The organism is Breznakibacter xylanolyticus, assembly GCF_003254275.1.
Taxonomy (GTDB): Bacteria; Bacteroidota; Bacteroidia; order Bacteroidales; family Marinilabiliaceae; genus Breznakibacter; species Breznakibacter xylanolyticus.
Genome location: NZ_QKZK01000026.1, coordinates 40,163 through 54,232, shown reverse-complemented (window position 1 = coordinate 54,232; position 14,070 = coordinate 40,163). Strand labels below are relative to the sequence as shown.

The window sequence follows — 14,070 nt, the reverse complement described above, 5'->3', positions numbered from 1 at the left end:
TGTAGTACACAAATCGGAACTTGAAAATGAACAATTCATTGAAATACAGGCGATGGCTTTGGGATAGCTGCAAAGTGGGTTAAAAAGCATCCGGTTAGGTCAGTGCATAAAAAAAAGGGCAGATTTCTCTGCCCTTTCCCCTTAATCAGCTTTGTTAACCAAATCCAAATCTATGAAAAAAATCTACATTACAAAGATGGTTGTTTTCTTGGTGAAGAAGTTTTAATCGCTGTTAAAACATTATAAAAGAACGTTGATGGAACGTCTATCTGTTTTAGAGGTGGGGTGGAGTCTTGATTTTCAATAATGGCTGATGGGAACAAGTGCTGAGTTGAATGCAAGAAATTGTAAACGACGATTTGAAATCAATGCTGTGTCAGCTGTTTTTTTTGGGGGGCTTTATCTGTTGAACCTATCGTCTGGTGATGCGAAGCAATATGTTTCCATTGTGTCGTTCCAAATAATGAGGAGGATAACTTATGATGGGGTTTGCTTGTGTCATGTTTGATTGTTTATCAAAAACCAAATATGGTCATCTCTTAAAATGGGATGTGTTATTTTATATGGAGTTTAATGAGAATGCTCTGAGATCATGCAATAGATGTCATTAAAATTGAATCTATTGTTGTGGATAAAAAGAAAAAGGGCAGATTTCTCTGCCCTTTCCCTTAATCAGCTTTTGTTAACCAAATCCAAATCTATGAAAAAAATCTACATTGCAAATATCTTGAATTATTCAATGAATGGATATGAAATGAAGTTAAAACGTGTTAATTGAGAGGAGTGTAGCCTGTTGTCTTGTCGTTGAAAGTAAGTGGATAGGCACTTAATGCGGTTTAGACGGTCATTGATGTTGTTTGGTTTGCAAAAAAAAGATGCCCAATGAAAAATGGGCACCTTTTTAATCGTTGAGCGATGTGTATTAGTTCAATAATTCGCGTACAATGGTTTGATCACGATCGGGACCCACTGAAACAATGGTGATGGGAACCTCGAGTTGTTCTTCCAAAAAGTCGATGTAATTATTAAGTTCTTCGGGGAATTCATCTTCCGACTTTAAGCCCGTGAGGTCGCAATGCCATCCTGGTAAGTCCATATAAACGGGTTCCAGATTTTCGGGCAATTCGTATGGGAATTCGTTGGTGATTTCTCCATTAATTTTGTATGCGGTACAAATTTTGATGTTCTCAAATTGACTCAATACATCGGCTTTGGTCATAATGAGTTGTGTGACACCGTTGATGGTAACGGCATATTTGAGGGCAACCAGGTCGAGCCAGCCGCAGCGACGGGTCCGTCCGGTAACGGCGCCAAATTCATGTCCCACGGTTCGGATGGCTTCACCCACTTCGTTGTCGAGTTCTGTGGGAAAGGGGCCGCTACCCACGCGGGTGCAATAAGCCTTGAAAATGCCAAATACTTCGCCAATATTGGTGGGTGCGATTCCCATGCCGATGCAAGCGCCGGCACACACCGTGTTTGATGAGGTGACAAACGGGTAAGAGCCGAAGTCAATATCGAGCAACGTGCCTTGTGCTCCTTCGGCCAATATTTTTTTACCCGTTTTGCGTAGGTTGTTGAGTTTATTTTCGCTGTCTATGAGTTGGAAGCTCCGAATGGTTTCGATGCCTTCCATGAACCCTTTTTCAAACTCTTCGATGTTGAACTCAAAGTTGTACATCGACAACATTTTGAGGTGTTTTTCTTTGAGCGCCTTGTATTTTTCATCAAAGTTGTGAAGAATATCCCCCACGCGCACGCCATTACGGCCGGTTTTGTCCATGTAAGTGGGGCCAATGCCTTTGAGGGTTGAGCCGATTTTGGTGGCTCCTTTTGCTGCTTCCGACGCGGCATCGAGGATGCGGTGCGTGGGCAAAATCAAGTGTGCTTTTTTAGAGATGAGCAGGCGTTGACGTAGGTCGTAGCCTTTGTTTTGGAGGGCATCAATTTCCTCTTTGAAAGTGATGGGGTCGAGCACCACGCCGTTTCCAATGACGTTGATTTTATCTTCGTGAAAAATGCCGGATGGGATGCTGCGCAAGACGTGTTTCACATTGTTAAATTCAAGAGTGTGTCCGGCATTGGGACCACCTTGAAAGCGGGTGATAATATCGTAATGAGGGGTGAGTACGTCAACGACTTTACCTTTGCCTTCATCGCCCCACTGGAGCCCCAATAGTACATCAACTTTCATTGTGTTTGTTTTGTTGTTTCATCTGTTTAACAATCGTTTATTCGTTCCGTTCTCGCACAAGTTTTTCTGTTTTGGTCTCTTCTTTGACCTGTCATTCCATTATTTTTTTCAAAATGTTGGAATGCGTTTTCATTGATTTATTTGTGCAATATTCAGTAAATCTGTTGTTTGTTTGAATATGCTTTGCGATATGGTACTTCTAAACATTAAAAAATCGGAAGCCCCATTAGGGTTCCGAGTTTCGACTGGTAAAAATACGTTTTTTTAATCTTTATTTCATGCCCATTGACGGGCTAATTTTTAAAATATTGGATTTTTGAATGAGTTTAAATAGGCCGATTGCCTAAAGTAGAGATGTGCATTGCTTTTGTAGGGTATTAGGTCGGTTTTATCCCTTTTTTTCCTGGCATTTTTTACAAATGCCGTAAATGTAAAGTGAATGTTGCGTGACATTAAAATGCATGATTCCCGAAGCATTGTTGAGAACCACCTGTATGCTCGGGTCGCAGAACTCGGTCACGCTGCCGCATTGGGTGCAAATGAGGTGGTCGTGTTGTTTCGATTCAAACGCTTTTTCAAATTGGGCAATGTTTTTGCCAAATTGGTGTTTGATTACCAGTTTGCAGTCGAGTAGCAAGTCAATGGTGTTGTAAAGCGTGGCACGACTAACGCGGTAGTTTTTGTTTTTCATGAATATGTACAACGATTCAATGTCAAAGTGACCGTCACGAGAATATATCTCGTCGAGAATCGCGTACCGTTCGGGTGTTTTGCGATGGCCGTTTTTTTGGAGGTAGTCGGTAAATATTTGTTTGACAGTCTCCTTATTGATCTCTTTGCTCATGGCGAACTGGTTTTCAAATTGGTGATAAAGTTAATTAAAATCGAATAAAAATAGCAGGCTTGTTTAGATTCAATATATATTAACTTTTTGAGCGAATCAGGGGCGGTGGGCGTGAGATCTCAAGTTAACTGTTTTTCATGCGTTCCTGACGGGTGACGTTGTATATTCCTTTGATTTTTTGAATGTTGCGAATGATGTTGTTGAGGTCTTCGGTATTGTGGATGTATAGGTAGATGATTCCTTCGAAAATACCATCGTGGCTCTCAAAGTTGAGTGATCGCATGTTGACGTTTTGATCTTCGGAGATAATTTTGGTGATTTTACTCACCACGCCAATTTGGTCGATGCCCGTGATGTTAATGATGGCCAAATAGGAGAGTATCTTGTGCGACTCCCACTGTGCCGACACAATGCGTTGTCCTTCACTCGACATGAGCTTAAGGGCATTGGGACATTTTCGGCTGTGGAGAATCATTTTGTTTTGGTCGTCCATGTAGCCCACCACATCGTCGCCGGGGATTGGGTTGCAACAGGTGGCGATGGTGTATCGTTCCGGGTCGCTTTCGTCGGTGAGCACCATGTGGCTGAGTTTGGGTTTTTCTGTTTCCTGTGGGATATCGTCGGTTTTCTTGTTCGACTCGTTGAATCCAAACGAGAGGCGCCAGTATTTCACCCATTTATTGGACGATTTGCTGCTGAGTATTTTATTGAGGTTTTCGAGTGTGATGGTTTCTGTGCCGATACGATAGTATAGCTCGTCTTTGGTGCCAATGTGGTGGTGCTCGAGAATTTTTTTCAGAATGCGGGCGTTGGTGGTGAGCTTTGTTTTGTTTAGCTCGGTTTCAAGCATGTGCTCCCCTTTGGTAATGACGCCTTTGCGCTCTTTTTTAAATATCTCTTTGATTTTTGTCTTGGCCTTGGCTGTGGTGACAAAGTTGAGCCAATCGTATTTAGGGGTTTGTTTTTCGGAGGTGATGATTTCAACCTGGTCACCGCTCTTGAGTTCGTGGCTCAGAGGCACCAGTTTGTAGTTGACTTTTGCTCCGATGCATTTGTAACCGATGTTGGAGTGGATTTCGAAGGCAAAATCCAACGCCGTAGCCCCAACAGGCATGACCTTGGCATCGCCTTTGGGGGTAAATATCATCATCTCGGACGAGAAGAGGTTGAGCTTAAAGTCATCGAGAAATTCCAGTGAATCGTTTTCGGGATTCTCAAGTATCTCGCGAATGCGTTTAAGCCAGTTGTCCAGTTCTGACTCGCCGTCTTGCTGTCCTTTATATTTCCAGTGGGAAGCAAACCCGCGTTCGGCAATCTCATCCATGCGTTCGGAGCGGATTTGTACTTCCACCCACTTTCCCTGCGGCCCCATCACGGTAACGTGCAGCGCTTCGTAGCCGTTGACTTTTGGGGTGCTCACCCAGTCGCGCAGGCGGTCGGGTTTGGGTTTATAAATGTCGGTCACCAGTGAGTAGATGGCCCAGCATTGTGCCTTTTCGGGAATGCCCGGCTGTGGCTTAAAGACGATACGAATGGCCAGCATGTCGTAAACCTCCTCAAAGGGGATGTTCTTTTTTTGCATCTTGGTCCAGATGGAGAAGATGGATTTTGGGCGCCCTTTAATGTCGAAGTTGTAGCCCTGTTCGGTTAATTTTTGAGCAAGGGGCTGTGATATTTGGTCGATGAGATGCAGGTGAGCTGTCTCGTTTTTCTTGACCTTTTCGTACAGGTCGTTATAGATTTTGGGATGCTCGTATTTGAGACTTAAATCTTCCAGTTCTGTTTTAATGGCATAGAGCCCCAGTCGGTGCGCCAGCGGGGCGTAAAAGTAAAGCGTTTCAGCTGCAATTTTCAGGCGTTTGTTTTCGGCCATCGAATCGAGTGTGCGCATGTTGTGCAAGCGGTCGGCCAGTTTGATGAGGATCACACGGATGTCCTCAACCATCGAGAGCAGGAGTTTTCGGAAGTTTTCGACCTGTTGCGATTTGTTTTTGTCCAGAATGTCGGACAGCTTGGTGAGACCATCAACAATGGATGCGATCTTTTCTCCGAAGAGGTTTTTCATGTCCTCTACGGTGTATTCGGTGTCCTCTACCACATCGTGTAGCAAAGCAGCCGATATGCCTTTGGAGCCCAGCCCGATTTCTTCGGAGACAATGCGCGCCACTTCAATGGGATGCAAAATGTAGGGTTCACCCGATTTGCGGCGGATGCCTTTGTGTGCCTGATAAGCCACTTCAAAGGCCTTGTATATGAGGCGGGTGCTTTGTTCGTCGAGGTTGCGTGGGCATGAGCGCACCAATTCGTCCATGCGTTCGCGGACATACTTCTCTTCTTCTTGTTCTGAAAAGTTCTTCATTGAATGATGTTAAACCGCACGAAATTATCAAATTATTCAATCGCTCGAGTCGTTAAGCGAATCATTTTCTCCCCGGGCGAATGAAAAACACGCCTCAAAGCTCATGGATGCATCATTGGATGTCTTTCTTAAATGTTGAAAGCGGGGGCATGGATGATATTTTGGCGCAAGCGTCGATATTCCGATATAATGTCTGTCATAATTTGGCTGACGGGTTCAACAGTTTGGATGAGTGAGGCAATTTGGCCAATTTCCAGTTCTCCTTCTGTCAGGTCGCCTTCAAAGATGCCTTTTTTTGCACGCCCCCGACCCAGTATTTCTTTGAGTTCATCGGCCGATGCACCTTGGGCTTCGGCTTGAGCTACACGGTTGAAAAAATCGTTTTTGATAAGACGTACCGGCGCCAATTTTTTAAGTGACAGCATGGTGTCTCCTTCGTTCAGGGTGGTGACAAGTTGCTTGAAGTTGTCGTGTGCCGAAGATTCGGCAGCTGCCGCAAAGCGAGAACCAATTTGCACGCCATCAGCACCCAACGTCAATGCTGCCATCATGCCGGCTCCGGTGCCAATGCCTCCGGCTGCAATAAGAGGTAGCGAAGTGCTTTGTCGGATCGACGGGATGAGGGTGAGGGTGGTGGTTTCCTCTCGGCCGTTGTGTCCGCCGGCTTCAAAACCTTCGGCCACAATGGCATCCACGCCGGCATCTTCGCATTTGCGGGCAAACTTGGTGTTAGCCACCACATGTGCCACGGTAATGCCATGCGATTTGAGACGAGCCGTATATTTGGCCGGGTTGCCGGCTGAGGTAAATACGATTTTCACGCCTTGATCAATAATCAGGTCGATGATGCTGTCCAAATCGGGATAGAGCATGGGCACGTTGATGCCCCAGGGTTTGTCGGTGGCCTGTTTCATTTTTGCAATGTGCTCCTTCAGGACTTCGGGGTACATCGAGCCGGCACCCAAGAGCCCGAGGCCGCCATGGTTGCTCACGGCAGAGGCCAGTTTCCAGCCACTGCACCATACCATCCCGCCTTGAATGATGGGATATTGAATGTTGAATAGTTGTGTGATGCGGTTTGTCATTGTATTTTTTGTGTGGTTTGTTATTATTGGGATGATTTGTTTAGAATTCAACAATCAGCCCCACCGATGGAAGCAGAGTTCCCGAAGTGGTTTGCAGGGTTTTGAGCGCATATTTTTGTTGGCTTTTTTCTGCTTCGGGGTTCAGGATGATGGGATTTCCATTGGCATCTTTCTGCTGAACCAGTTTGAGTGGACTGTTGAGTTTGAAATTATAAGCGTTTTGTATGTCCATATAGAGACCCAATGACCATCCTTTAAAGGTGTATGTTTTGTCTATTCTCAGATCGAGTTGTTGGTAAGCTTGTGCTCTTCGACCATTAAACTGCGAATAGTCGAGGTATTCTTTTCCTTTGGCATCCCAGGCTTCTACCATTTGAGAACGTTCAAAGTCGTAGGGTGTATAGGGTAATCCGCCCACAAAACGCCATTTGGCACCCACGCTCCAGTTGCGTTTGAAGGTTTTGTTGAGCGTGAGGGTGAGCAGGTGTTTGCTGTCCCATGACGAGGGCACCAGTTCGCCTTTGTAGTTCGAGAACTCGCTGATGACGTAAGTGTACGAAAACAGGTATGAATATCCGCGAGGCGAACGCTGCCGAGCCATGATTTCGAAACCATGCGTTTGCCCGTGCGAAGTGGGGGTGACTTCTTCATCGCCAAAGGCTCCGAAGTCGTTTCCTTTGCTGGCCAGACTCACCGAGTCGGTCACCGAAAAGGGGTAATTGTCATATTTTTTGATGAACGCTTCGATGCTGAATTTGGTGTATTCGTTGGGGCGGAGTTCAAAGCCGGCCACCAGTTGGTCGTTTTGAATGTAAGTGATGCCATTGAGGTTGTTCACCAGCACCCCGTTGTTATTTCTGAATCCCAGGGTGGTGTAAGCCGGGAGTTGAAAATAGCGACCCACGGCGGTATTGAACCATAGCATGGGAGCCACTCTCAAAGATGCTGAAAGGCGTGGACTCAATTGGTTGATGGGGTTGCGCATGTGGGCGTTGTAGTTGTTGGCGTCCATGCGTACCCCCATTGACAGGGTGAGTCGCTGGTCGAAGTAAGGGTGCGACACGTTGCCAAAGGCGCTCCATTTAAGCACTTCCAAGTCGGATTGGTAGAGGCGTTGGGTGAGTCCTTGCTGGTTGTAAAGGAGTGCGAAGGTACGGTTGTCGTACAAGGCTTGCTCTGCACCCATTCCGACATTGATGGTATAGTTCATGGGGCGAGCCGAGAGTTCTGCTCTGAGTTTGTGTTCGGTTTCATTGGAAACGTAATCGTATAACAGGTTTTCGGCCGTTTCGATATTGTCACGATATTTAAATGAGGTGTTGTTGAGCTTGTTGCGACTGGCCACAATGGTAAGGTAACTGTGGCTGAAAAAGTGCTTGTAGCTTAGCCCTGTTGCATAGTTCCACTGTTCGTATGCAGGCAGGTAACTGAGCGTGTAGGCCTTTTCTTCGCTGGGGTTGGGTGATGGGTTGAGTTTAAATTGGTCGATGGCGCCAATGCCCAAAATGGTCAGCTCGTTTTTGTCGTCAAATCGTGTTTTGGTTTTGAACGAGAAGTCGTTGAATGTCGGCAAGAATGGCTGGTCAATGAGCTTGAAAAGCAGCTGAAGGTATGAGCGGCGTGCGCTGGCAATGAGGGTGGTTTTGTTGCCCACGGGGGTGTTGACCGAAAGCGATACTTCCGACGCACCTACGGCGGCTTTCATGGCTGTACGATCTTTATTGCCATCAATTTGCTTAAATTCAAATACCGAGCTGAGGGCGTTTCCCCTATTGGCGGGAAATGCCCCGGAGTAAAAATCGACTTCCCGCACAAAATCGACGTTGAGCAGTCCTACCGGGCCTCCGGAAGCACCTTGTGTCGAAAAGTGATTGAGAGCCGGGATCTCAATCCCGTCGAGGTAAAAACGGTTTTCACTCGGACCGCCCCCGCGCACAATCAGGTCGTTGCGAAACGAAGAGGTGGTACCCACGCCGGGCAGCGACTGTAACACTTTTGATATGTCGCGGTTGGCACCTGCGCTTTTTTCAATTAAGTCAACCCCGATGTTTTGGAGCGACACGGGGCTTTCGGGGCGTAGAACAAAGGTTTGTGCCGAAACTTTCACTTCCGTAAGTGTTTCGGCAAAGGGTTCCATTTCAAGGTTCACCTGCACGGGGCGAATGCGCGACAGGTAGATCACCTCGGTCATCAGGGGGGCATAACCCAGGCTCGAGAGTTGCAGTTGGGCAAATTCGGTGGTGATGTTGCCAATGGTGAAAGTGCCGTCCAGGTCGGTGGTGGTGCCCGTGGTGGTGCCCGACACAATGATGTTGACAAACGGGAGGGGCTGGTTGGTGAGTTTGTCGCGCACCACTCCACTTATCGTGTTGCCCTGTGCCCATGATGGAAGTGATAAGCTTAGCAGCAATAGGGTTGTGAGGAGGAGTTTCATGTAAATGAACTGTATGATTTATTTTAGTATATAAATTCTTTGTGGGTGGCTTTGATGCTATCTTCTCTCATAACAACAAGCCGGGCTGGTTGGTTGCCAAATATAGCAGAATGTTTTGGGTGAAAATTCAAATTGATGGCATGGGTGTAAAGAATCTAACATGGCGTGATGAATGGTCGATTTGAGTGAATATCTTTACCCGGCACAATTATTCATCATGCATTGCACCGTTATTGATATTCTTCAGCACATGGCCATTGCTCAGCAATCATCTGAGCAACCCGGGATGATTCCCGGATGGCGTTCGCATGGCTTGATGGGCTGGACGCGGAGTGAGCGGACGTTATTTTTCTCATCGGCTGTGGCATTTGTGCTGAAATCACATCTGCAAATCATGGATGGTGACGAACGTGCATGCGCTGAAGGCATTATTCGTGAGGCCAATGCGCACTATGGCCGGTTTTGGAATGTGAGTCGGCCTTCGGTTAATTTTTGGTCGCGTCGGCCACGGGAGTGGTTCCCCGGGGGGAGGTTGCTGCATCGGTTCCGTTTTTTCGACTTGCCCGATGATGTCGATTCGACTGCCATGGTGATGCTCACAGACGGCACCGACACTGCTACTGTTCAGCAGTTCCACGACTTGTTGCCTCGTCATGCCAACACGGTGCGTTTGTGTCTTCGGAATGGTTGTGAGGCTTATCGTCACATGCCATTTTACAGTACCTGGTTGGGCGAAAAAATGCCTATCGAGATGGACGTTTGCGTGTTGACCAATTTGATGTTTCTATTTTGGAAGTCGGGCGTGGCGCTCAATCAACACGATGCCGCGACTCGTGAGCTTTTGCACCTGGTGGTTGGTTCGGGTAAGATTGTTTGTGATGCTTTTCGTCTTTCGCCCGAATATCCGCGTGCAGCGCTTATCTATTATCATTTGAGTCGTTTAGCTGCCTTGGTGCCCTTTTTTTTTGAAGCTGATGCCATGCAACAACTCCGCGCTCAAGTGCTCCAGGCCTCTTGTTCGTCTGGCACGATGGACGACTTGTTGCTCGATAACGCCCGTTTGTTGTTAGGGTTGGATCCTGCAGGTATCATGACTGTTCCTGGGCGTCCCGGGCGGAGAGATTACTGGTTTACAGCCGGATTTTTGTCGGTGTATGCCCATCCTTTGCTGCAACGACTGGCGCCATTGGCATTGTTTCACTACCGTTACCATTGCCCTGCTTTTATAGATGCTTTGGTGGTTGAGAATTTACTGTTGAGACGACAAGCCGGCATGAGCTTCTGATGCGCCATTATTCGAATAGTCCTTCGTCGCGAATGAGCAACAAGATGGATGATTGAGGGAGGATGAAGTATTTTTCGTTTTTATATTGTATTTCAAAGGCTGCCGACTGCATAAATACTGCCAAATCACCCTCGTGTGCCTGTAGGGGGACGTATTTTACTTCTTCGCGTTTATCTTTCCAAGGTTCATCCGATTCTATAATCGCCGGAATGGGGTATCCCGGCCCTGTTTTGATGATATAGCCGCTGCACAGGTTTTCTTTTTCGGTTACCGTGGGAGGAAGGTAAAGCCCGGCCTTGGTTTTGTTTTGAAGGGTTTTTGGTTTGATTAAAACTCTGTCACCGACCACAATGAAGCGGTTTAAGTCCAGCTCGTCGATTCCTAAATTCATCTTTTGGAGGTTGTTTGTTGCAAATATATAAAATGATGAGTTTGTTCGAATGGTTGTACTTCTTTGTCGGAGTTGTTACGAATTGTATTTTTTGCGACCAGTTGTGGTCGTTAGCCTTTTTGGTGTTGTATGGTGGATGGCGAGTTAAGATGTAGATAAACAAAGTCATAGATGTTTTTGTATTGCTGTGCGTATTGTCGCGAAATGACTTTTTTCATTAACTAACTTTAACTTTTCATGGGAAATCGTAGTATGGCTCCTAAAAAATTATAACTTTACTTTTGCTGAACCATTCAGCAAACCGTTATTTCAATTAAACGAATGAATGTGTAACCCTAAACCCAACCTAAATGAATCCTACAAAGCGAAAACTCAAAAAAATCGAAGACGAAGAGTGGAAGGAACTCACCTTTACCGACAAAAAGTACGAAATCAGTAATTATGGGCGAGTGAGGAGTTTTTGTTATGACAAGCGTCGCGGTCGATTGGTTAAACTCGGTAAAATCAAGGGTTTTTACAACATCAGTGTGCGTGTCGATGGCAAAAAACGTTCTTTTTTGGTGCATAAATTAACGGCTGAGTACTTTATCCCGCGTACCAGTGAGGATGAAACCGTGGTTATTCACTTGGATTGGAACAAGCAAAACAACCATGTGTCGAACCTCCAGTGGGCAACCCGTGAGGACAGTTACCGACGGATGCATCTGGCTTTACAAGATGCTCGTCGAAAGGCCGGTAAAATGGTGACCAGTTCCAAATTACGTCCCGAGGATGTGAGTGTTCTCAAAGGACTGCTTGAAAAAGGCGTCAAACAAACTGTTATTGCACGTTTGTTTTGCATCAGTGAGATGCAGGTGACGCGTATCAAGCGAAACGAAAATTGGTCGGATGTTGAAGCGACCAGGGCTATTTAATTGGTTATGAAATGTCATTCGGGAAGGGAAGCAAATGCTTCCCTTTTTTAGTTTCTTGAATTGAGGTGAGTTGTGTTTTGTATTGCGTAGTCAGTCAGTGTGTTGGGTTGTGTGTTGATTTTTTTTGTCGCTATCGGTAGGGTAAGGTTGATTTCGAGCGGATAGATAGATAAATTGTGAGGATGGAATTTTATCAGATACATAATTGTGACAAAGCAAGAGTTTAAGAGTTTGTATGACAGGTATTTTGATGCCATCCGTCGCTATCTTTTTTATCGGGGAGCCGATGAAGAAGGGGCTACCGATTTGGCGCAGGATGTTTTTTTGCGTGTTTGGGAAAAGCAAATGGCTTTGGAACCGGGACGGGAGGCGAGTTTGTTGTATAAGATGGCCGGAGATCTGTTTGTGAGTCGTTATCGGCGGCAACAGGTTGAGCGCAGTTATGTGAATCAACTGGTGTATGAGCCTGATCATCTCACGCCTGAATCGGCTCATGAGCAGGCCGAAATGTCGGCACGATACGAAAAAGCATTGAAGGAGATGAATGATCATCAGCGGACTGTCTTTTTGCTCTCGCGCATGGATGGACTCAAATACCATGAAATAGCCCAGCGTCTTCAATTGAGTGTGAAGGCGGTTGAGAAACGAATGAATTTGGCATTGACCTATTCAAGAAAATGAGATTGATGATGCATCGCAGGTTGTGGAAACTCCTGTTATTATTCCCACACAAAAGCAATCTGATTTTGTACCACTGACGCCTCAACAAGAAAACAATCGTATGGTGCGTGAGGTCATAACTCCTGAGCCCGAAGGGACTAAGGAGATTTCACCCGCATCCAATGCGCCGATGGATGAACGGTTGATGAATCAGTTGATGGAGGATGCATCGAATAAACCCAACGACAACGCGCCTCAAGTGGAGGAGGCTCCGGTGAAATCTCCATCCGCAAAAAGTGAGGATGCCTTTAAAGCATCTCTTCGTCCCGAGCAGGTTAAGTTATTGGAGGATGCGACCCAAAGTCGTGAGCAACGGCGCAAGGCTTTTCTTGAGTCGTTGAGTCCCGCTCAGCGTGAACTTTTAGAGCAACAGAACCGGGAACGACAGCGTGAATCTTTATCGGAACCTAAACGTTCGGAAGTTGCCACTCCCGTGCGCGAATCGACCCGAGAGCAGGTGAAAGAACAGGTTCGACAAGGTGCCGCCGAAGATACCAAAAAGTCAGTTAGTGACGATAAGCAGGGCAGGTCTCAACAACGTCAGGGAGCCGACAATAATCAGAAGGGGCGATGACGGAATGTTAAAAAGTCAAATTCAGGTAGGGGCTATTTCATGTTGTGCGGTATTATTATCAAACAAGAACTATCGAGAATGACGGCTCAGAGGGGAGAATGTTAAATGATGATTGTTCTTACAAAAATGGTAGGGTATCTTTAAAGATCTTCGGAATATAGTTAAAACAACAAAAGAGATGATTGTTAAACAATAAAATTTTAAGCCATGAAAACAGTGAAATTTCAAATTGCAGCGGGAATGATGTTAATGAGTGCCGTTTTATTCGGTCAGGAGGTTCAAACCCAAACTCAAACCCAAACACAGGAACAAACTCGCATTGAAGCCGGTGAGGCTAAACAGGAAGCTGAAAAAGCCGGGGTGAAAACTCAAAAGCAGACAAGGGCTGAGAAGAAGCAAGCGATGAAAGCTCAAAAACAAGCCAAGGTGCAGGCTGGCGAACAAACTCAAACGCGTCAGCAGAATGGTGAAGGTTTGAAGTCTCAAACTCAGACACGTGCCGGCCAAAAGAGTGGTCAGGCGATTCAGAATCAGGGCGACGCGCAGAATCGTTCGATGATTCAAAATATGGTGAATGAACAAAATCGTGAGAAATTCAGAGCTTCTCTCTCTGAAGCGCAAATCGAGATTCTCGAAAATCAAACGATGAATCGTGAGGAACGAAAAGCAGCTTTTATGAATTCATTGTCTGACGAACAACGCAGCATGTTGAAAGAACAGGTGCAGGAACGTGTTTCGGAGGGTAATGGGACTAAAGTTCAACAGAAATCACAAGTACGTGAGCAGCTTCGCGATAACAGCGGTAGCGGTAACCAGGAACAGCAGCGTGAGCAAATCCGCAAGGGCGTTGAAAAAGGAAAAGCTTCCGGTGGTGCCGGTGACGGTAGTGGCAACCAAGGGGGCAGCGGTCAAGGTGGTTCCGGTCAAGGTAAATAAATTCTCGTAAAGGAGATGATTCATATGAAAACGTCCGGGTGCCAATGTCAGTGCCCGGACTGTTTTGTATTTTGAATGAAGATGAATCGTTCGTCCAGTCTGCCCCGATGGATTAATTAGAGCGAGTTCTGCCATCATCATCCCAATGGGGGTGTGCTAGATAATGTTTAAATAATCAATGGATCGGAATTCTCAAGTTGTTACTATATGACTTCTTTTATTGAGTTTCACTGCGGTTTCTTCTCCTCTTTGGTTCTCATCTTCTCTTACTGCAACTCAGTGTCAGTTCTTAGTTCGTTAAGTTGAGGAAGATGATTAAATGCTGAGTTATCTG

11 protein-coding genes are annotated in these 14,070 nt (G+C 46.0%); 5 read left to right on the top strand and 6 right to left on the bottom strand.

Annotation, left to right across the window (positions count from 1 at the left end; all coding sequences use genetic code 11):
• Positions 1-922: 922 nt before the first annotated feature.
• The 5 genes from LX69_RS13255 to LX69_RS13235 form a co-directional block, all read right to left on the bottom strand.
• Positions 923-2,194 (bottom strand): adenylosuccinate synthase, encoded by a 1,272-nt coding sequence (locus LX69_RS13255; RefSeq protein ID WP_111446540.1) that lies wholly within the window; start codon positions 2,192-2,194, stop codon positions 923-925.
• A 388-nt stretch (positions 2,195-2,582) separates the two neighbouring features.
• Positions 2,583-3,038, bottom strand: coding sequence for a Fur family transcriptional regulator (locus LX69_RS13250; protein WP_111446539.1), 456 nt, complete (start codon positions 3,036-3,038; stop codon positions 2,583-2,585).
• A 124-nt stretch (positions 3,039-3,162) separates the two neighbouring features.
• The gene (locus LX69_RS13245; RefSeq protein ID WP_111446538.1) at positions 3,163-5,397 is read right to left on the bottom strand and encodes a RelA/SpoT family protein; all 2,235 of its coding nucleotides are present in this window, start codon (positions 5,395-5,397) and stop codon (positions 3,163-3,165) included.
• A 128-nt stretch (positions 5,398-5,525) separates the two neighbouring features.
• Entirely contained in the window at positions 5,526-6,482 is a 957-nt protein-coding gene (locus LX69_RS13240; protein ID WP_111446537.1) for an NAD(P)H-dependent flavin oxidoreductase, read from the bottom strand.
• A gap of 40 nt (positions 6,483-6,522) precedes the next feature.
• On the bottom strand, positions 6,523-8,916 hold the full coding sequence (locus tag LX69_RS13235) for a TonB-dependent receptor (protein WP_111446536.1): 2,394 nt from the start codon (positions 8,914-8,916) through the stop codon (positions 6,523-6,525).
• A gap of 172 nt (positions 8,917-9,088) precedes the next feature.
• Between LX69_RS13235 and LX69_RS13230 the strand changes: the two genes are divergently transcribed.
• Positions 9,089-10,201 (top strand): hypothetical protein, encoded by a 1,113-nt coding sequence (locus LX69_RS13230; RefSeq protein ID WP_111446535.1) that lies wholly within the window; start codon positions 9,089-9,091, stop codon positions 10,199-10,201.
• 7 nt (positions 10,202-10,208) lie between these two features.
• Here LX69_RS13230 and LX69_RS13225 read toward each other — a convergent pair whose 3' ends face one another.
• A complete protein-coding gene (locus tag LX69_RS13225) occupies positions 10,209-10,592 on the bottom strand; it encodes a co-chaperone GroES (protein WP_111446534.1) in 384 nt (127 codons plus the stop codon).
• Positions 10,593-10,942: 350 nt separating this feature from the next.
• Here LX69_RS13225 and LX69_RS13220 point away from each other — a divergent pair, with 350 nt between their 5' ends.
• From LX69_RS13220 to LX69_RS13205, 4 genes are all read left to right on the top strand, one after another.
• Positions 10,943-11,506 (top strand): NUMOD4 domain-containing protein, encoded by a 564-nt coding sequence (locus tag LX69_RS13220; protein ID WP_111446533.1) that lies wholly within the window; start codon positions 10,943-10,945, stop codon positions 11,504-11,506.
• A gap of 207 nt (positions 11,507-11,713) precedes the next feature.
• Positions 11,714-12,187 carry an RNA polymerase sigma factor gene (locus tag LX69_RS13215; protein WP_170124394.1) on the top strand — a complete coding sequence of 158 codons (474 nt, stop codon included), beginning with the start codon at positions 11,714-11,716 and terminating at the stop codon, positions 12,185-12,187.
• 22 nt (positions 12,188-12,209) lie between these two features.
• Positions 12,210-12,800 carry a hypothetical protein gene (locus LX69_RS13210; RefSeq protein WP_146260740.1) on the top strand — a complete coding sequence of 197 codons (591 nt, stop codon included), beginning with the start codon at positions 12,210-12,212 and terminating at the stop codon, positions 12,798-12,800.
• 207 nt (positions 12,801-13,007) lie between these two features.
• Entirely contained in the window at positions 13,008-13,736 is a 729-nt protein-coding gene (locus LX69_RS13205) for a hypothetical protein (RefSeq protein ID WP_111446530.1), read from the top strand.
• Positions 13,737-14,070: the final 334 nt, after the last annotated feature.